Annotated in this window: 17 protein-coding genes; 10 read left to right on the top strand and 7 right to left on the bottom strand. The window is 67.5% G+C overall.

The window, feature by feature from the left end; all coding sequences use genetic code 11:
* Positions 1-17 precede the first annotated feature (17 nt).
* The 10 genes from F817_RS0106125 (at position 18) to F817_RS0106080 (ending at position 10,996) form a co-directional block, all read left to right on the top strand.
* A complete protein-coding gene (locus F817_RS0106125; protein ID WP_018873518.1) occupies positions 18-221 on the top strand; it encodes a cold-shock protein in 204 nt (67 codons plus the stop codon).
* A gap of 357 nt (positions 222-578) precedes the next feature.
* On the top strand, positions 579-2,159 hold the full coding sequence (murJ, locus tag F817_RS0106120; RefSeq protein WP_017941996.1) for a murein biosynthesis integral membrane protein MurJ: 1,581 nt from the start codon (positions 579-581) through the stop codon (positions 2,157-2,159).
* 54 nt (positions 2,160-2,213) lie between these two features.
* Positions 2,214-3,176, top strand: a complete 963-nt coding sequence (gene ribF / locus F817_RS0106115; RefSeq protein WP_024326818.1) for a bifunctional riboflavin kinase/FAD synthetase — start codon at positions 2,214-2,216, stop codon at positions 3,174-3,176.
* Between the two features lie 33 nt (positions 3,177-3,209).
* Positions 3,210-6,056 carry an isoleucine--tRNA ligase gene (gene ileS / locus F817_RS0106110; RefSeq protein ID WP_024326817.1) on the top strand — a complete coding sequence of 949 codons (2,847 nt, stop codon included), beginning with the start codon at positions 3,210-3,212 and terminating at the stop codon, positions 6,054-6,056.
* Complete coding sequence (gene lspA, locus F817_RS0106105; protein WP_024326816.1) at positions 6,056-6,559, top strand: signal peptidase II; 504 nt, start codon at positions 6,056-6,058, stop codon at positions 6,557-6,559. Before ileS ends, lspA begins: the two co-directional genes overlap by 1 nt.
* A gap of 14 nt (positions 6,560-6,573) precedes the next feature.
* On the top strand, positions 6,574-7,008 hold the full coding sequence (locus tag F817_RS0106100; protein ID WP_024326815.1) for a peptidylprolyl isomerase: 435 nt from the start codon (positions 6,574-6,576) through the stop codon (positions 7,006-7,008).
* Positions 7,009-7,034: 26 nt separating this feature from the next.
* Positions 7,035-7,985 (top strand): 4-hydroxy-3-methylbut-2-enyl diphosphate reductase, encoded by a 951-nt coding sequence (ispH, locus tag F817_RS0106095; protein WP_024326814.1) that lies wholly within the window; start codon positions 7,035-7,037, stop codon positions 7,983-7,985.
* Positions 7,986-8,165: 180 nt separating this feature from the next.
* On the top strand, positions 8,166-9,020 hold the full coding sequence (purU, locus tag F817_RS0106090) for a formyltetrahydrofolate deformylase (RefSeq protein ID WP_024326813.1): 855 nt from the start codon (positions 8,166-8,168) through the stop codon (positions 9,018-9,020).
* 118 nt (positions 9,021-9,138) lie between these two features.
* Complete coding sequence (locus tag F817_RS0106085; RefSeq protein ID WP_024326812.1) at positions 9,139-9,993, top strand: S1C family serine protease; 855 nt, start codon at positions 9,139-9,141, stop codon at positions 9,991-9,993.
* A gap of 55 nt (positions 9,994-10,048) precedes the next feature.
* The gene (locus tag F817_RS0106080; RefSeq protein WP_024326811.1) at positions 10,049-10,996 is read left to right on the top strand and encodes a hypothetical protein; all 948 of its coding nucleotides are present in this window, start codon (positions 10,049-10,051) and stop codon (positions 10,994-10,996) included.
* A gap of 77 nt (positions 10,997-11,073) precedes the next feature.
* On the opposite strand, the gene F817_RS0106075 is transcribed toward F817_RS0106080, so the two are convergent.
* The 7 genes from F817_RS0106075 to F817_RS0106045 all read right to left on the bottom strand — a co-directional run bounded on the left by F817_RS0106075 (position 11,074) and on the right by F817_RS0106045 (position 19,424).
* The gene (locus F817_RS0106075) at positions 11,074-12,180 is read right to left on the bottom strand and encodes a nucleotidyltransferase family protein (RefSeq protein ID WP_024326810.1); all 1,107 of its coding nucleotides are present in this window, start codon (positions 12,178-12,180) and stop codon (positions 11,074-11,076) included.
* Entirely contained in the window at positions 12,177-13,082 is a 906-nt protein-coding gene (locus tag F817_RS0106070; RefSeq protein ID WP_024326809.1) for an HprK-related kinase A, read from the bottom strand. Before F817_RS0106070 ends, F817_RS0106075 begins: the two co-directional genes overlap by 4 nt.
* The gene (locus F817_RS0106065; RefSeq protein ID WP_024326808.1) at positions 13,079-13,381 is read right to left on the bottom strand and encodes an HPr-rel-A system PqqD family peptide chaperone; all 303 of its coding nucleotides are present in this window, start codon (positions 13,379-13,381) and stop codon (positions 13,079-13,081) included. The genes F817_RS0106070 and F817_RS0106065 overlap by 4 nt, the downstream gene beginning before the upstream one ends.
* Before the next feature lie 56 nt (positions 13,382-13,437).
* On the bottom strand, positions 13,438-14,208 hold the full coding sequence (locus F817_RS0106060; protein ID WP_024326807.1) for a hypothetical protein: 771 nt from the start codon (positions 14,206-14,208) through the stop codon (positions 13,438-13,440).
* A 256-nt stretch (positions 14,209-14,464) separates the two neighbouring features.
* The gene (locus F817_RS0106055; RefSeq protein WP_024326806.1) at positions 14,465-15,199 is read right to left on the bottom strand and encodes a class I SAM-dependent methyltransferase; all 735 of its coding nucleotides are present in this window, start codon (positions 15,197-15,199) and stop codon (positions 14,465-14,467) included.
* A gap of 40 nt (positions 15,200-15,239) precedes the next feature.
* On the bottom strand, positions 15,240-15,962 hold the full coding sequence (locus tag F817_RS0106050) for a GAF domain-containing protein (RefSeq protein ID WP_024326805.1): 723 nt from the start codon (positions 15,960-15,962) through the stop codon (positions 15,240-15,242).
* Between the two features lie 132 nt (positions 15,963-16,094).
* Complete coding sequence (locus tag F817_RS0106045) at positions 16,095-19,424, bottom strand: VanZ family protein (RefSeq protein WP_024326804.1); 3,330 nt, start codon at positions 19,422-19,424, stop codon at positions 16,095-16,097.
* Positions 19,425-19,584 lie beyond the last annotated feature (160 nt).

The following is a 19,584-nucleotide window of genomic DNA, read 5'->3' as shown; positions in this document are numbered from 1 at the left end:
TGAAGAGGTTACAAGTTGTGAATACTGGTGTTGTGAAGTGGTTCAACGAGAGCAAGGGTTTCGGTTTCATCACCCCCGATGATGGCGGCAAGGACGTGTTCGTCCATTTCTCCGCGATCAACGGTTCGGGTTTCAAGACCCTGGCCGAAGGTCAGAAGGTCTCCTTTGAAATCCAGGAAACCGCCAAGGGCCTGGCCGCCGGGGAAGTGACCGCCATCTAAGGCGCCACTCCCAAGGCTGACGGCTCCTTCGTTGGACCGTCCGAAAAGGCCGCCTCCGGGCGGCCTTTTTCGTGTCCGGCGTTCTGCATCCACTACGAAGAAGGTCAAAAGCGATTTACAGGAAGACGCGAAGGTTGGAAGAGGGATTGGGGTGGGGCGTACAGGGTAGGGCTGACGGTCCGGGCATGCCACGGGCTCTCAGCCAGTGCCCGCACCCAATAACCCTTCCTGTCTTCCCATCTTCGCGTCTTCCTGTGAATCGATTTTGACCTGGCCCTTGTTCGTGGTGGAGCAGGGGTTCAACGGGAATGATTCAAGTACACTGCGGGGCTTTCCCGTAGGCTGCCCACGCACGCGATGAACCGCCTGTTTCGCTCCACCGCCGTCGTCAGTGGTATGACCATGATCTCCCGGATCATGGGCTATCTGCGCGACATGGTGCTGGCGGTCACCTTCGGCGCCGGGCCGGCGACCGACGCCTTTTTCGTCGCCTTTCGCATCCCCAATTTCCTGCGCCGGCTGTTCGCCGAGGGGGCATTCAACCAGGCCTTCGTGCCGGTGTTCGCGGAGTTTCGCGAGAAGCGCGGGCGCGAGGCCCTGCGGGATCTGCTGGATCACACCGCCGGCACCCTGATGACCGTGGTCACTGTGGTGACGCTGATCGGGGTCCTGGCCGCGCCGGCGCTGATCTGGGTATTCGCCCCGGGTCTGGGCACCCAGGAGGCCGGCCGCGAGGACCTGGCCGCCACCATGCTGCGGATCACCTTCCCCTACCTGCTGTTCATCTCGCTGACCGCAATGGCGGCCGGCATCCTCAACAGCATCGGGCGCTTCGCGGTGCCGGCGTTTACCCCGGTGTTCCTGAACCTGGCCCTGATCGGGGCCGCGCTGTGGCTGGCGCCGATGTTCGAGGAACCGATCATGGCTCTGGCCTGGGGCGTATTCATCGCCGGGGCGTTGCAGCTCGCCTTCCAGATCCCGTTCCTGTTGCGCGCGGGACTGCTGCCCCGCCCCCGCTTTCGGCGGGCGCACGAGGGCGTGCGCCGGATCGTGAAACTGATGCTGCCAGCGATCCTCGGGACCTCGGTGGTCCAGATCAACCTGCTGGTGGACACCCTGATCGCGTCGTTCCTTGTCGCCGGCTCGATCTCCTGGCTGTACTTCGGCGACCGCTTCGTGGAGCTCCCACTGGCCCTGTTCGGTATCGCCATCGGCACAGTGATCCTTCCGCGCCTGGCGCGGCAGTACAACCTGGCGGACCCGGCGGCCTTCAACCGTACCCTGGACTGGGCCCTGCGCCTGGCGATGCTGGTCGCGCTGCCGTCGATGGTCGGGCTGGTCGTGCTGGCGGTCCCGATCCTCGCCACCCTGATCCAGTACCAGGCCTTCACCCAGTTCGACACCTACATGACCGCGATGGCACTGGCGGCCTACGCCCTGGGCCTGCCCGGGTTCATCCTGATCAAGGTGCTGGCGCCCGGCTTCTTCGCCCGCCAGGACACGAAGACCCCGGTCAAGATCGCGATCATCGCCATGCTCTGGAACATGGTGCTGAACGGCGCCTTCGTGCTGCCGTGGTATCTCTCCGGCACCCCGGGGGCGCACGCCGGGCTGGCCCTCGCCACCGCGGCCTCCGCCTATATCAACGCCGGGCTGCTCTACCGCGGGCTGATCCGCGAGGGCATCTACCAGCCCGGGCCGGGCCTGCGGCGACTGCGCCTGGGGCTGCCGCTGGGCCTGGCCGCGATGATCGGCGTGCTGGTCTGGCTCTCGCCGGAGTTCGGGCAGTGGACCGAGTGGTCCATCGATACGCGCCTGCAGGCGCTCGCGGGGTTGATCCTCGCCGGAACCGCGACGCTGGCCGCGACGCTTTGGCTGGCCGGGCTGCGGCCGCACCACCTGCTGCTGCGCGAGTCCGCGGATCACGCGGATCAATGATGTCCGGGATGGCCACGGCGGGTTATACTCGCGGTTTTGCGCGGGATCGGGGCAATGCGGCTGATACGCGGCCTGGGGCCGGCCGACAGCAAGGCGTTCGAGGCGGCCGGCCTGCACGGCGCGGTGGTGACCATTGGCAACTTTGATGGTCTGCATCGTGGCCATCAGGCTGTTCTGGGGCGCCTGCTCGAGGCGGCGCAGGATCACCAGGCGCCGGCGCTCCTGATGACCTTCGAGCCGCTGCCGCGCGAGTATTTCGGCGCGCACACGCAGGCCCCGGCGGCCCCCGGGCGCCTCCAGCGTCTGCGCGACCGTCTGGTGGCCCTGAGCGACAGCGCCCTGGACGCCGCCTGGATCCTGCGCTTCGACGCCCATCTGGCCGGGCTTTCGGCCGATACCTTCATGGAAGAGGTCCTCTACCGGCGGCTGGGTGCCCGGCATGTGCTGGTCGGCGACGACTTCCGCTTCGGCCGCGGGCGCGAGGGCGATCAGGCCGCCCTGCAAACGGCCGGCCGGCGCCTGGGCTTCACCGTGGAATCCACCCCGACGGTGCGCGATGCCGAAGGTCGCATCAGCAGCACGCGGGTGCGCGCCGCCGCCGTCGCGGGGGACTTCGCCCGGGTGACGGAACTGCTCGGCCGGCCCTACCGCCTGCACGGCCGGGTGGCGCATGGCGACAAGCGCGGGCGGACCATCGGCTTCCCGACCGCGAACCTGCGTCTGGGGCCCTGGCCGCTGGCACTGCGGGGGGTGTATTCGGGCTGGCTGCGCCGCGCCTCCGGCGAGACCCTGCCGGCGGTCGCCAACATCGGCTGGCGTCCCACCGTGGACGGCACCGAGCAGCGCCTGGAGGCCCACGTACTCGAGGGCCAGCCCGACCTGTACGGCGAGGCCATCTGTTTCGAGCCGGTCGCGCAGGTGCGCGGCGAACAACGCTTCGAGGGCCTGGAAGCGCTGCGCGCACAGATCGCGCGCGACGTCGGCACGGCCCGCATGCAACTCTCCGAAATCGACTGAAACCGGCCCGCAGGGCCAATCCGGAACTCGCTCATGGCACGCAAACCGGCACCGCCGAATCCCTACAAGGACACCCTCAACCTGCCCGAGACGGCGCTCCCGATGCGCGCCGGCCTGGCAACCCGGGAGCCGGAGTGGCTGGAGGCCTGGAAGGCCGAGGATCGCTACCAGCGCCTGCGCGAGCACTGCGCCGGGCGGCCGCGCTTCGTGCTGGCCGACGGTCCACCGTATGCCAACGGCTCGATCCACGTCGGCCACGCGGTCAACAAGATCCTCAAGGACGTGATCGTGAAAAGCCGCACGCTGGCGGGCTTCGACGCGCCCTACGTGCCGGGCTGGGACTGCCACGGCCTGCCGATCGAGCTGAAGGTCGAGCAGAAGCTGGGCAAAGCCGGGCGCGACGTGGACGCCGCGACCTTCCGCAAGGCCTGCCGCGAATACGCCCAGGAGCAGGTGGACGGCCAGAGCGCGGACTTCCAGCGCCTGGGGGTGCTGGGCGACTGGGACAACCCCTACCTGACCATGAACTATCAGGTGGAGGCAGACACCGTCCGCGCGCTGGGGACCATCTTCAAGCGCGGCCACGTGCAGATGGGCGAGAAGCCGGTGCACTGGTGCGTGGACTGCGGCTCGGCCCTGGCCGAGGCGGAGGTGGAGTACGAGGACAAGATCTCGCAGGCGATCGACGTGCGCTTCCGCGTGGTCGACGACATCGACTTCCTGCGCCGCTTCGACGGCATCGACGGCTCGCGCGGCCCGATCAGCGTGGTGATCTGGACCACCACGCCGTGGACCCTGCCGGCCAACCAGGCGGTGGCCCTGCACCCGGAACTGGACTACGCGCTGGTGGAGTTGGAACACGAGCGCATCCTGCTGGCGGAGGACCTGGTAGAGGACTGCCTCGCACGCTACTCCCTGGGCGAAGGCAAGATCGTCGCCCGGGCCAAGGGCCAGGCGCTGGAAGGCCTGATGCTGCGCCACCCGTTCCTGGAGCGCGACGTTCCGCTGATCCTGGGCGATCACGTGACCACCGAGACCGGGACCGGGGCGGTGCACACCGCCCCCGGCCACGGCCAGGAGGACTACGCGGTTGGATTGCAGTACAGCCTGCCAGTGGAAAACCCAGTGGGCCCGGATGGCCACTTCCTGCCGGACACCCCGCACTTCGCCGGCGAGAACGTGCACCAGGCCAACGGCCACGTGATCGACGTGCTGAAGGAACACGGCGCGCTGATCGTGGCGGTGAAGTTCGAGCACAGCTACCCGCATTGCTGGCGCCACAAGACCCCGATCATCTTCCGCGCCACCCCGCAGTGGTTCATCAGCATGGATCGCGCGGAGCTGCGCGCCGATGCGCTGAAGGCGATCGCCGATACCCAATGGATGCCGAGCTGGGGCCAGGCGCGTATCCACGGCATGGTGGTCAACCGCCCGGACTGGTGCATCTCGCGCCAGCGCAACTGGGGCGTGCCGATCCCCTTCTTCGTGCACAAGGAGACCAACCGCCTGCATCCGCATACCGCGGAGCTGATCGAGACCATCGCCCAGCGCATCGAGCGCGACGGGATCGAGGCCTGGTTTCAGCTGGATCCGAAGGAGTTGCTGGGCGACAAGGCCGATGACTACGTGAAGCTGAACGACACCCTCGACGTCTGGTTCGACTCCGGCGTGCTGCACTCCACGGTCGTGGAGAAGCGCCCGGAGCTGGGCGAGCTGCCGGTAGACCTGTTCCTGGAGGGCTCCGACCAGCACCGCGGCTGGTTCCAGTCCAGCCTGCTGACCAGCGTAGCCATGCGCGGCGAGGCACCCTACCGGGCGGTGCTGACCCACGGCTTCACCGTGGACGAGAAGGGCGAGAAGATGTCCAAGTCGCGCGGCAACGTGGTCGCGCCGCAGGAGGTCGTCTCCACCCTGGGCGCGGACATCCTGCGCCTGTGGGTCGCGGCGACCGACTTCTCCGGCGAGATGGCGATCTCGAAGGACATCCTCGACCGCACCGCCGACGCCTACCGCCGCATCCGCAACACCACGCGCTTTCTGCTGGGCAACCTGAACGGCTTCGAGCCGGCCGAGCACGCCCTGCCCCTGGACGAGCTGCTGCCGCTGGATCGCTGGATCGTCGCCCGCGCGCTGCAGGTGCAGGGCCAGGTGACGAAGGCCTACGACGACTACCTGTTCCACCAGATCTACCAGCGCGTGCACAACTTCTGTTCGGTGGAACTGGGGAGCTTCTACCTGGACGTGATCAAGGACCGCCAGTACACCACGCAGGCGGATTCGCACGCCCGGCGCTCGGCACAGACCGCGCTGTACCACGTGGCGGAGGCCCTGACGCGCTGGGTCGCCCCGATCCTGACCTTCACCGCCGAGGAGATCTGGGAGCTGCTGCCGGGCGAGCGCCCGGACAGCGTGCTGTTCGCCACCTGGTACGAGGGGCTGGCCCCGCTTCCGGAGGACGCGACGTTCTCCGACGGCGACTGGGACCGCATCCTGGAGGTGCGCACCCATGTCGCCCGCGCGCTGGAGCTGGCGCGCAACGAGCAGGGCATCGGCGCCTCGCTGAATGCCGAGATCGACCTGCACCTGCCGCCCGACTCGTCCATCCGCTCCCTGCTCGAGCGCCTCGGGGATGAACTGCGATTCGTGCTGATCACCTCCGAGGCGCGCCTGGCCTCGGGCGCCACCCCGGAGGGCGCGCATGGCGCCGAGTTGAACGACGGCACGGCGCTGGGCGTGGTGGTGCACAAGAGCGAACAGCCCAAGTGCGTGCGCTGCTGGCACCGGCGCCCGGATGTCGGCGAGCACGCGCAGCACCCAGAGCTGTGCGGCCGCTGTGTCAGCAACGTGGACGGCCCGGGCGAAACCCGGCGTCTCGCCTGATGGGCTTGCGGGGTTCCGGCCTGGGCCCCGGGCTGCTGATCGCGACCCTGATCGTGGCCGCGGACCAGGTCACCAAGGTCTGGGCGGAACATGCCCTGACGCAGTTCGCGCCAGTCGAGGTGACGGGCTTTTTCAACCTGTCGCTGGTGTACAACCCCGGCGCGGCCTTCAGCTTTCTGGCCGGGGCCGGGGACTGGGGCCGCTGGCTGCTGACCGGCATCGCCGTGGTCATCGGGCTGCTGATCGCCTTCTGGCTGGCCCGCCTGCCGCGCCAGGCCTGGTGGTCGGTCACCGCCCTCGGCCTGGTGCTGGGTGGGGCCATCGGCAACCTGATCGACCGCGTGCGCTACGGCGCGGTGGTGGATTTTCTCGACTTTCACTGGGCGGGCTATCACTGGCCGGCCTTCAACGTGGCGGACATGGCCATCGTGGTGGGGGCGGTCACGCTGATCGTGGCAACCTTCATCGAGGGTGATCGCAGCCACACCGAAGACAAACACTGAACACGGGAGCACGCATGACCACGGCCACCAAGGGCGCGCACATCGAGATGCACTACCGCCTGATCCTGGACAACGGCTTTGTCGTGGACGGGACGGGCGAGGAACCCATCACCCTGGAGATCGGCTCCGGCGAGATCCTGCCCGGACTGGAAGACCTTCTGGTCGGGCTGGAGGCCGGTGACCACCGGGAATTTGCGATCGAGGCCGGCGTCATGTTCCCGTTCCGGGATCAGGCGGCCGTGCAGCAGATGCCGCGTTCGCAGTTCCCGGACGACCTGCCGCTGGAAGTGGACTACATCTACGAGTTCAACAGCCCCGCGGGAGATGCCGTTCCAGGACGCATCGAGGCGATGGAGGACGACACTGTAACGGTGGACTTCAACCACCCCCTGGCGGGGCAGCACTTCACCTTCGAGGTGGATGTGGTATCCGTACGGGAACCACAGTAGGCCGCGACAGACGGCAGGAGAACACCATGAGCATGCAGGCCCAGCTCGCCAATCCACGCGGTTTCTGCGCCGGGGTGGAACGCGCCATCGAGATCGTGGAGCGCGCCCTGGAGATCTACGGCGCGCCGCTGTATGTCCGCCACGAGGTGGTGCACAACCGCCACGTGGTCGGCCGACTGGAAGAGGCCGGCGTGAAGTTCGTCGAGGAGCTCGACGAGGTCCCCGACGGGCAAGTGGTGATCTTCTCCGCGCACGGCGTGCCGAAGCGCGTCCAGCAGGAGGCCGAGCAGCGTGGCCTGACGGTATTCGACGCGACCTGCCCGCTGGTCACCAAGGTGCACCTGGAGGTGGGACGCTATGCCCGCGAGGGCCGCGAGGTGGTGCTGATCGGCCACGCCGGGCACCCGGAGGTCGAGGGCACCATGGGACAGTTCGATGACTCGCAGGGTGGTTGCATGATGCTGGTGGAGACCATCGCCGACGTCGAGAACCTGGAGGTGGCGAATCCCGACCGTCTGGCCTTCGTCTCCCAGACCACGCTGTCGATGGACGACACCGCCGGGATCATCGACGCCCTCACCACGCGCTTCCCGAAGATCGAAGGCCCGCGCAAGATGGACATCTGCTACGCCACGCAGAACCGCCAGGACGCGGTGAAGGACCTGGCGAAGCAATGCGACCTGCTGTTGGTGGTCGGCTCGAAGAACAGCTCGAACTCCAATCGCCTCAGCGAGATCGGTGCCCGCATGGGCGTGGAGTCCTATCTGGTGGACGGCGCCGCCGACATCGACCCGGCGTGGCTTGAGGGCAAGAGCCGCATCGGCGTCACCGCCGGCGCCTCGGCCCCGGAGATCCTGGTCAACGAGGTACTCGATTTCCTGCGCGAGCACGGCGTCGACGCCATCTCCGAACTCGCCGGCCGCGAGGAGACCATTACCTTCTCCATCCCCACCGGCCTGCGCCGCGAATCCGCCTGAAAAGGACGGTCTACAGGAAGACGCGAAGATCGGAAGAAGGGATTGGGTGATGGCGCCCAGGACATGACAAGGGTTCGGGGCATACCCCAAGCCCCAAACCAGGGCCCTCACCCCAAAAACCTCCCTGTCTTCCGATCTTCCTGTTAACCGCCCTTGACCTGACCCAGGACACCAGACCCGATGGATGATCGACCCCGGTTTCGGCTGAGCATTCGCTGCCCTGATCAGCACGGGATTGTCGCGCGCATTGCCAACGCAATCGCGAATACCGATGGCTGGATCACCGAAGCGGCCCAGCACACCGATGCCGAGGCCGGCTGGTTCTTCATGCGCTGGGTCTTCTCGCTGCCCGTGGATGCCGAGCCCGCCCTGCGTGAACGCCTGGACGAACTGGCCCTCGATCTCGGCATGGACTGGTGGCTGGCGGGGGCCGACACACGGCCGCGCGTGGTGCTGATGGTCTCGCGCGAACCGCACTGTCTCAGCGACCTGCTGGCGCGCTGGAGCAGCCGCGAACTGCCGATGGAAATCCCGGCAATCCTCTCCAACCACCGCGATCTGGAACCGCTGGCCAAGTGCTACGGCATCCCGTTCGAACACATCCCGGTGCCGCGCGAGGAGCGCGAGGCGGCGTTCGCCACCCTGCAGGATCGCCTGGCCGAACTCGCGCCCGACGCCATCGTGCTGGCGCGCTACATGCAGATCCTGCCGCCCACGCTCTGCGACGAATACCCCGAGCGCATCCTGAACATCCACCACAGCTTCCTGCCATCGTTCGTCGGCGCCCGCCCCTACCACCAGGCCTTCGCGCGCGGTGTAAAGCTGATCGGTGCCACCTGCCACTACGTCACCGAGGATCTCGACGCCGGCCCGATCATCGAGCAGGACGTGACCCGCATCCGTCACGACGACGGCGTGCAGGACCTGATCCGCAAGGGCCGCGACGTCGAACGCTGGGTCCTCGCCCGCGGCCTGCGCTACCACCTCGAGGGCCGCGTCCTCACTCACGGCAACAAGACCATCGTCTTCAACTGACGGGGCGCCCCACTGCGTTAACGCGGTCGCCGGCCACCCCCTCCTTCGCCTAACGCTGCAACACCACGGCTGTTATCTCCTGACCTAGACTCGAATCATCGACTGGCGGGGATGACCCATGGACAGCACCACGAGCAAGCGACCCAGCCCCTTCTTGCGCGGGCTGTCGGCAGGCGCACATGACCGCGCACGCAAGACGCTCAAGGCACTGGCTGCCGCGAGCCTGCTGACCCTGCTAGCCCTGCTGGTCTCCAGCCCGCCGGCCACTGCCGACGGCCTCCCTGACACCATTGAACGCATCAAGCCCTCGGTGGTGAGCATCGCGACCCATCAGCCATCGCGCAGCCCGCGGGCCAAGTACCTGGCGACCGGCTTCGTGGTCGGCGACGGGCGGTTGGTCGTGACCAATCACCATGTGATCCCGGCGTCACTGGATCACGCGAACCGCGAGCAACTTGTGGTGGTCAGCGGTGAAGGGCGCGACACGTCCATCCACAGCGCGGAGCTTGTGGCCCATTCGGAGAATGACGATCTTGCGCTTTTGCGCATCGCCGGCCCCGCACTACCCGCCTTGCGACTGGGTTCGTCGGACACCGTGCGCGAGGGCGAGCAGCTGGCCTTTACCGGCTACCCGATCGGCATGGTCCTGGGCACCTACCCGGCAACCCACCGGGCCACAGTGGCCGCGCACACGCCCATGGCCATTACCGCGCGCCGCGCGAGCGAACTGAGTGAGGCCCGTATCCGGCAATTGCGCGCGGGTGCGCCGATGGTGTTTCAGCTGGATGCCACCGCGTACCCCGGGAACAGCGGAAGCCCCGTCTATCGCATCGAAAGCGGCGAAGTCGTCGGCGTGATCAACCAGGTCTTCGTCCAGGGCGGCCGCGAGGCGGCGGTCGGCCACCCCAGCGGGATCAGTTACGCCGTGCCGGCGGATCGGATCCGTCCGCTACTCGCAAGCTACCGGGAGTAGGCCGATCCGCACGCCCAACCCCCGCTACCCGCCCCGTCCGGAAGAAGGCAGCGCCATGGCAGCGGTCGCGTCCGATGGCACCTGCGTCTACCGCCAGATCCACATCGACGTGGCCCGCAACGCCACGGACGACTTCAACCCGTTCCACGACGGCGACAAATGGATGCGCATCCGCGGCAACCCGTTTGGCGGGCCGATCGTGCTGGGCTTTCAACAGGAGTGCCTCGCCGAGGCCCTGGTAACCCGGATGCGCATCGCCGAGGGCGATGCCGGAAACATCTCGCAACTCCCGTTCCGCAACTACCAGTTCACGTTTGCCGGCGCCCTCGGCGCGGACGAGGCCTTCACCGCCGTGGTGAAGCCCACCATACGGGGTACGGACACGGCCGGACAGGCGCAGATGTCCAATCGCATCGCGATGCGCAAAGACAGCGGGCTGGTGCTGCTCGGCCATGTGCGCGACTCCCTGACGCCCCAGGCGTTGCCCGACGAGCCATTGCCGCTGCCCGCGGATGTGAAGCTCGAACAGCTCGAGGATCGCTGCGTGCTCGCGGACAACGGGTGGTTCCACAAACGCAAGTTCATGTCCAACAGCAATGCCAAGAACCTGCTGTCGGGGTCACTCGTACGCCAGGCGGACTACTTCGACGAGCTGGAGGACCGGATCAACTTTCCAGACATGTTTCCCGCCGCGCTGATCTCCTGCGCCCTGCTCGAAAAGGCCGGTACGGACGGTCACGATTTCTACCACGACCCCATGGTCTACGCCGCGCACCACATCAGCGTGGACCAGCGGCTGGCACGCGCCCTGCGCAGCGCCGACACCCTGCATATCCTGGTAAGCCCCGCGGAGCCTGTGCCGACCGCGGTTCGCGGCCTGTCTGGATCCGGCACGGAACAGCTGCGCTATCGCTGCATCGGACTGATTACGGGCGCGCGGATCCTGTTCCGGGCGGAACTGGTTCTCGCACCCCTTGCCGGCCCCGGCAACGGCACTCGATAGGCCGAAGGGCACGCGCAGGCGCGCCGGCTGGTGAACGCCGACACGGGCAACGCGGCGGACATTCCCGGGCGGTCCGGTCAGGGCTCCGACTTTTCCCGTTTGGCTTTGCGATGGTCCTTGATAGCCTTGCGCATCAAGTGAGGAGCCAGCAGGTGCAGGGGCATGCGCAGGTAGTGTGAACGCACATACAGCAGCCAGCGAGCGGCGCCGGACAGGCGGCCATCGCAACTCCAGTGATGCGGTTTCAGCCCGCGCCGGAAAAGGCCATCCATCAGTCCGCGCAGAGGCGACGCCGGACGCGCCACGGCCAATGCGCGGAATGCCGAGTCGGGGACGGGGATCTGCAGGAGTTCGTTGCCATAGCGCAACGCGTAGTAGAGCGGGCGCGCCAGATCCATCTCGAAGGAACGCGCGGTCAGGTGTTCCCAGAAATGTGGATCGTCCGCCGCAAAATGGCGCAGCAAGGCATCCAGGTCGGCGAGGTCCCGCAAGCCGTTCTCCAGTTCGCCGTCGTGAAACAGGTGGGTCGCACTGTGCAGGACCATGTCGGCCGGCCCCGGAACGTACATTCCGGGAAAGCCGTCCAGCGGCACGGCCGCCTTCCACAGGAGAGCCGGATCGGGGTGCAGCCGCGCCGTTGGCGGCAGGATCGTGTGGTGCACATCCAGCACGCTTTTGCGCCGCATGTGCGTCAGCGGCGGCAGCTCGTGCATCCACTGGCGGTAATACCTTTGATCATAGGCATCGTAGCCCTCGCAGACCCACCCCTGAACGAACAGGTGCTGTTCCGCCTCCTGGATCCGTGCCTGCGGGACCAGGATGTCCACGTCGGAGAACTGCCGGCCCGGCGCACTGGGCAGCCCGGCCATCACGTAGGCTGCACCCTTCAGGAGCATCACCGGGATCGCTTCCGGCGCCAGGGCCTCGTGAATCCGTGCCACCTCCCAGCGCACCATGGCGTGCTGGCGATCCGCCAGGACCCGCGCGGCGTGCAGGTGTCGCCGGGGAGCCGGAGGCACATCCGGCAACATCCCGGCATCCTCGATCGTGGCCTGCAAGCGGCCCTCCAGGGAGGCGACCCGCGCGACCCGGACCAGCAAGTCCCAGTCCGCCAGCGAAAGCTCGCGAGCGGCTGCCGGCCGGACCAGGACCGCGACCAGCTGCGCAAGCGCGGGGCGCGTCATGCGGGGCCCCCGGCCACCGCGTTCAACAACCCCAGGGAGGCATCCAGGTCCGCGTACTCCAGGGTCAGGCATTCGCTTTGCTCGATCAGGTTGGCCGCTGCCTCGAAACCGGCACCGCCCACCACGCTGTAATTAAAGGACGAGCCAACCAGCTTCAGCAATGCCTCGGCCCGGTCCAGCGGCTGCAGCCGGTCGCTCCCTCCAGCAGAAAAACGCGGGAAGACCAGCCAGGCCGGCCCGGCCTGCTGGTGCATCCGGTCGATGCTCGAATCCGGTGGCTTCAGATGTGCCACGGTCCCCTTGCTGGTGTCGTGGGAGGCGGGCCCGATGATCGCCCGCGGATGGCGCTCGCGGATCAGGTCGATGGCGGCATTCTTCAGACTGACCGGACGCGGCAGCGCCACCAGCTTGCCGGTCTCCAGCGAAAGCAGGGCGAATTCGTCCGACAACAACCGCCAGCCCGACAGAGCCAGGGCCGCGGTGAGGGTGCTCTTGCCCGATCCGGGCTCGCCCGGCATCACCAGCGCGCGGCCGTCGCGTTCCAGCACCGCCGCGTGGACCATCAGGTAGTCATGGGCATGCTGGGCGATGCACCAGTTCAGGCCCCACTCGAACAGCGGATAGGCATGAGCCAGTGGCAGGGGACGAAAGGGCGAGCGGCCATCGAGAAAGAAACGCGCCTGCGGCCGCCAGACCGTGCGCAGGCCGGACGAACGCGCAAGGGTGACGTGAAAATCAGCGAACGGGGCGCCATCGACCGGCAGCAGCTGCCGGTCGTAGAACAGGGCCACGGAACGTTCGATTCGGTCCAGCTGCGACCGCAACCGCACCACAAAGGGACCCACCTGGATGGCAAGGCCGGCGTCCCGCAACCTCGCCTTCAGGTCTTCATGGGCAATCACGCGTCCCGCGACTCCGGGGAGACACGGATCAGATCATGCTGCCGCAACTGGCTCAAGCCGGCCTGCATCGCATCCTCCAGGTCCCCTTCCGTGGCGTCATATCGCTGTTCAAGGTACTCGAACAGGGTGGCCGGCGTCATCGGTCCCGCTTGCAGGGCCTGGAAGATGTCGATCAGAGGCGGCTGCAGCACGTGCGTCTCGCCACAGCGCTGGTCATAGACAACCACGGATTCGTCCCATGCCCGCACGTGAGCGGCGGGCAGCGGGATCAGCGCAAAGGATTCTTCAGAAACGGACAAGGGGGGCCTCGTGTACCGACCGGTCCGGGAGCGCTGGTGGGCAGCGCCCCGGGATATCAACGATTGAGAGTGCCGGTCGAGTTGGTCCGCACCTCCACGCACTCGCCCGCCTCGTTGCGCGTATAACCGTCGCCACAGTCACCGAGGCCGTTGACCGGGCAGAAGCGCTCGTTCATATAGGCGAAGACGTTCGACACCGCCGAGTGCTTGCTTACATCCTCGCGGGCCATCGAATAGGCCTTGATCACGTCGTCGACCGAGGCGCCGAAGTCGATCGAGGTACACGCTGCGTTCAGAACGGCGCCCACTGCATGCCAGTCGAGCGACCCCCTGCATACGCCCCAGGCCTGGAGCACCTCCATCAGCGAGGGTGTGCCGGTCAGGCATTCCGGCCTGTAACCGAATACCTCCTCGAAGGAGGTCGCGCCGCCTGTACTCACCGTGGCGTCAAAACGCTGGCAATTGGTGTCGGTCCCGCTGGTCTGAATGCAGGAACCCGGGGAATACCCGGTGCAGTCCCAGGCACCCCAGTTGTCCTTCCAGAACGCCGAGGTACAGCCATCGCCCGCGGTGCACTCGTGGTCAATATTGGAGACGTTGGCGGAGAAGATATTGCCCGACAGCGAGCACTGCCCCTGAGCGCCCCAGACCGACTTGGCCGGGAGCGACACCAGCATCACCCCACCCAGGCCGGCCGCGGTCAGGCGGCGCCGGCTCCGGCTGCGGGGGGCGGAAGAACCCAAGCCGCGGTCGACGGGGGTGCCGGGCTTGCCGTCGCCTACGTCTTCGGCGCCATGATTTCCGTTGTGCTCGTGTTCATCACTCATTCGTGCCTGCTCCAGGTCAATCCTCGCCATTTCGCCGTCCGGGCAAGGGCACCCGGCCACGCCGCAATGGGCTTCGATCCGGGGGGTACACTGCAATCAGACGCTTTCTCTTGGTACGTAGCAAGCGAAGTGCCATCCTTCTGAATAACGGGTAACTCACTGATATCAAGACTTCCTCGCGCGACGGAACAAAGCCCGCAGCGCACCCCGGGGGGCCGAGTGGAAAGTTTTCCGACAGCCCCGCTCGGCCCGCCTTTCACACCCGCCGCGCCCGCAGAATGAACGAATGACTCAGCCACGCCCCGGCGACCGGCACCGCCTGCAGGACCCCCCGGGTGCCCCGGTTCTCCAGGAGCGGCTGCAGGCGCGCCAGGCGGCCGGGGGCCAAAGGGAGCCAGTACAACGCCTCGGGCCGCAGACCGACGGCCTCCGCTGCCGCGCGAAAACCTTGAGGGTCGTCGTAGCGCAGATGCAGCGGGCGCCCTCGCCGGCACCGGCGCCATTCGCGAACCGCCGTGGGGAGGCAACGCAGATTCAGCGCATCGATCCAGGCCTCGCCCCCGGGGCGCAGTACGCGCCGAATCTCGGCCAGTGCCGGCTTGGGGTCCGACAAGGCCTGCATGACGCCGAAGCAGAGCACCCCGTCGAACGCGGCGTCCGCCAGCGGGAGGTAATTGATATCCGCCGCCAGCCAGGGAATCGCCGGGTCACTTCGATCCCGCGCCTTCTGCAGGGAAGGGGTTGAATAGTCGAGCCCCCAGACCGTGTGACCCTGTGCCTGCAGCATCCGCGTGTAGGTACCCGCGCCACAGCCGATATCCAGCCAGCGCCCGGGCGCCATTCCGGCACGTCGCCAAAGGTCGTCGAACTGCCGCACACGGCTGCTCAGGCCGCTACGCGTCCACCCCGCGATGTCGGCATCGTCCTCCAGGCTTGCACCGCGCTGGAGGAAGCGCTGGCGCCAGCGGCGCTCGAAGCCGGCATCTTTCATGGCGCCACCCCAAACGTCAGCGTCCCGCGCGCGCGCGCCGTCATTCCCGGTCCTCGCTCACCTGACCAATGAGCTCGGTCGCGGCAATTAATACATGATCGCGAGAAAACCCGGCACGGCTCATCTCGTCGTAGAGCGTGCGCGCCAGCAACCGCGCCACGCGCTCCGGGGCGTGGGTAATGGGGCCCGTGGCCGCCCCCGGCTGACGCGCCAGCGCCAGCTGCATGAAGCTGGTGCGCAACAGTCCCTTTAGGCGATGGATGAGGACCGACTTGGCCACTACCAGGGCCAGGATCAACGCGCGGCGCAGGTCTTCCCCTGTGAGCCGGTCGCGTCCCCGGGGGCTGTCGATGTTGATCACGCCCAGCAAGTCGCCCTCCAGAATGACCGGCACCGCAATCACGTCGACCGGGTCCGCGCCGGCGGCGCGCCGGGCCTCGGCAGCAAGATCGGAGGCATGCAGGTCGCGAATCAGAAGCCCCTTGCGCGCACTCGCCACCCGCCCCGAAATCCCCGCACCGAGGGGTTGGCTCACGTCATAGGCCTGATCGGGCAGATACCCGTAATGCGCCTGGACACGCAGGCGCGCCTCACCCCCATCCGGGTCCGGCTTCAGCAGCATGATCGAACAGCGCTCGCACTCCATGGCGTAACTCACCAGCGTGGCCAGCCCGAGCAAACCCTTTTCCAGGGATTCGGCCTCCTCCACAAAATGAGCCAGCTCCATCAGCCGCTCGTCGAATGCATCAAAGGCCTCGCCCATCTCCCCGGCCCCACGGCGGTTTCTTCCCGCGAGATTAGCAGCCCGGCCCGCGCCGGGATGGGAGCAGCGTTAGCCATGCGCCCGGCCGGCCCGAACGGCCCCTAACGCCGCCGACCGCCCGGCCGGCGCCAATCACGAGGAAAGACTTCCGGGGCCGTCGGTTCGTCGGGCGACACGGCTCGTTGGCGCCGTGGTCGCCGCCGCGCCCAGCAACAGGACGAGATAGAACAACAGGGCGCTCCGCGGCGAGAAAAACAACGTGCTGAACAGGCCGATCGACAATGCCCCGGCCAAAGCGGCCGCCGAGGCCAGCGCCACCACGTCACCCCTCAGCCCCTGCCGCAACAGGACGATGAGCGCGACCAGCGTCAGCCAGACAAAGGCGACCACGCCCAGCCAGCCCTGATCGAAATAGAGCTCCAGCCATTGATTCTCGACGCGCCAGGGCGACAGATGGTCCGTGGTGAAATACCAGTAACGGCCCAGATGCGCGAAGTCGCCGTTGGCCACGTACTCGCGACCGGCCGCATCCCGGATCTGCACGCTGTAAAATTCGGTGACAGACCGCTGGCGCGCATCGACCCCCAGCGACAACACCAGGCCGCGCTGAATGGGCCAGGGGCGTGTCTCCATCGGATCCAGATCGAAGGTCCACTGGAAGGTCTGACGTCCGCCGTCTTCCAGACGCATGCCTTCGCTGCGACAAACGAAGGAATGGCGGATGGGCTTCTCGCAGATGAAGACTCGAAATCCCGTGGGCTGGGCACTGGCGGCCTCCACGGTCAAGGTATAGAGACCGTCGCGGGGCAGGCTCACCCGCTGATTCACGAACAACGAATCGCCACCGCCGATTTGCAGGCGCGGCTCACCCTCCGCGCGGGTGAAGGCCAGATTGCCGGGCAGGCGCCCGTCCCGGTTTCCGGTCCGGTAGTGCTCCGGAAAACTGCCGACACCCCGCCCAAACAGAGGTGAAAGCGGCCCGCCGCCCGGCAGTTCGAGGGCGGCCTGCCAGTGATCCATGCGGACTCCGAAGTCACGTTCGATGTGGCTCATCCGCTGCTCGGCAAACCCGCCCAACGTGGTGCCCGCAACCAGGGCAATCGCCACCACGGGCAACAGCACACCGACCAGTGCCCCCTGCCGAGCCTGCATGCGCCCATGCAACGCCGCCAGCAGCACCCCGACCGCGAGCACGACCACAGCCACCGCCAACCCCAGATACCCGCCGCGCGAATAGGTCATCGCCACGGCGTATGCCGTCCCGACCGCCAGCAGGGCCGAGCCGGCGAGCATCAGGCCGAGGCGCTGGCGCCAGCACCAGATCAGGGCCAGGGGAAAGGCCAGCACCAGAAAGGTCTCGATGCTGGGCCCTCCCGCCTGCATCTCCGAAAACAGCCCTGACAGCCGATAGCCACTATCGAAGTTCAGCAGCCCGGGATAGGTAACCCGCTCGCGCACCACGAACGCCAGTTGCGCCAGCAGGGCCAGCGCCACCCCGGGGAGAAACCAGCGCGTCACCTGCTCCGGCACCGGGACAGGCGCAACCCTCAGCATCGCCAGCAGGACAACCGCCCACAGCAGGCCCTTGGCCACCCGCAGGGCATTCCACTGGTGGGCAAAATGCACCGCCTCGCCGGGGTTCCAGGTGCCGGGCGGGAACAGGGCAACCGCCAGGCTGATCAGCGTCGAGGCCACCAGGAGACCCAGCGCCCAACGAATGCCGCGCGGCAACAACGATGCCCCCGCATGCAGCGCATGCGGCCCGAGCCAGAGGGCCATGGCCAGGGTCATCAACAGGAACAGGTCCAGCTCGGAGACGAAAAGGCGCCCGTGGTAGAGCGTCAGGTCCAGGGTGGCCAGCAGCACGGGGATCACGAACAGCCAGCCCTGCGGCCGCCACGCCAGCAATGCGGCATAGGCCAGCAACCCGGCGCTCAGTGCCACTGGCACGACCGGCCAGGTCACCGCCAGCAACAGAGTCGCCAGCGCCAGCAGGCCGGCAAGCGCCTGGCGCAGGCGCTGAAAACCGCGCGGATTCGGGCCCGGCCCAGCCGGCTCCGGGTGAGGACCGCGTGGCTCAGCCGCAGCCCGTTCTGCGGGTACGCCCCCCACGGCACTGGCACGACCCAGCCATTGCAGCAGCGCGGCCATCGCCCAGGCGGCCAGGCCGGCAAGCACCAGGCTGGCCGGGTCCGGGCGCGCGCCGTCCACGAAGAGCTTGGCGGCCTCGACCAGCAGCGCCAGGACAACCCCTGCCACGACGGCCAGCAGGTTCAGCGCCGACGGCTGCAGGGGACGGCGCAGCTGCCACAACCAGACCAGGAACCCCAGCGGTGCATACATGGCCAGATGCAGCGCCGTACTGCGCAGGGCGTGAATCTCGTCCACGTGATAGTGGTAGTAGAACGGCCACAGGTTCAGGTCGTCCCACTGCGCCCGCGCCGCCTCCAGATCGGCATGAAACGGGCCGAAGCCATGGTTCAGCGCAACCAGCAACAGTGCGTAGGACAGGCCACCGACCACGAGGATCGGCGCGGCGAACTGCTGCAACGCACGGATGACGCCATGGGGATGTGCCGGCAGGTGCCGGAACATAGCCAGGCCGATGCTCATCCCCAGGGCCCGCAGCAGCACGGACCGCCCCTCGGCGATGCCCGACAGGGTGGCGAGATTCAACAGTTCCAGCAGCCCCGCAAGAAGCAGGGCCAGCGGGAGTCCGGCCCCCAGCAGCGAGGCGCCGCGCCGGTGCAGCCACAATGCCAGGAGCAGCCCCACCGGGATACTGGCGACCACCTCCAGCGTCAGCCAGCTGATACAGCGAATCCCGCTGGTGCAGGCCCCGGCAGCGACCCACCAGCCCCAGGCATCGGATGCCAGGCGAGCCCGCAGCTCGTCCATGGCGAGCACCAGGTCAAAGGGGACGAAGCCGACCATCACATAGGCGGCGGCATAGATCACCAGCCCGGCGGTCAGGGCCTGCGCACCCGCACCCTCCAGCACCCGACGCCAGCGCGCCAACGGGTCGCGCAACGCCAGCCAGGCGAGCGAGCCGGCCACTGCCCCGGAAAAGTTTCCGGCGATATCGGCCGCCGCCGGATGCCGGTACGGCAACCACACCTGCAAGAACTCCACGCCGGCCGTAACCGCCAGGCCCAGGGCGGCCACGAAGACGAACGCGCCGATCGCAAGCAGCCGGTTGCGGCGACCATGAGTCAGCCATGCGGTCCAGAAGAACCCTAGCGGCAGGAACATCAGGGCATTGGCCATGAACTGCTGGCGGCCACTGGTCCCGGGGCCGGTCAGGCTCATGCCACGGTAGATCTCCCAGGCACGCTCCAGGCTCATCGAGCCGAACTCGAACGGCAGCAGCGTCAGGTAGACCGCAGCGCCCAGCGACAGCCAGGCCCACAGCGCGCAGGTACGCAGCGACAGCGGTTCCGAACCGGCGCGCGGCCGGCTCATCGAAGGGCCAGGGAAGCGCCGATCCATGAATCGGTGCGGGCGCGCGTCACGCCCGAATGCACATGGGGCGCAGCGACGCCCCTGCAATCAGGCGGCACGTCGGAAACCATGGGGCAACAACGCGGACGGACACACGGTTCAGCGTCTCCCGGGACGAAAG

Source organism: Thioalkalivibrio sp. AKL19 (assembly GCF_000420165.1).
GTDB lineage: Bacteria > Pseudomonadota > Gammaproteobacteria > Ectothiorhodospirales > Ectothiorhodospiraceae > Thioalkalivibrio.
The sequence above is the reverse complement of the archived record's forward strand: the minus strand, read 5'-3'. Positions and strand labels throughout refer to the sequence as shown.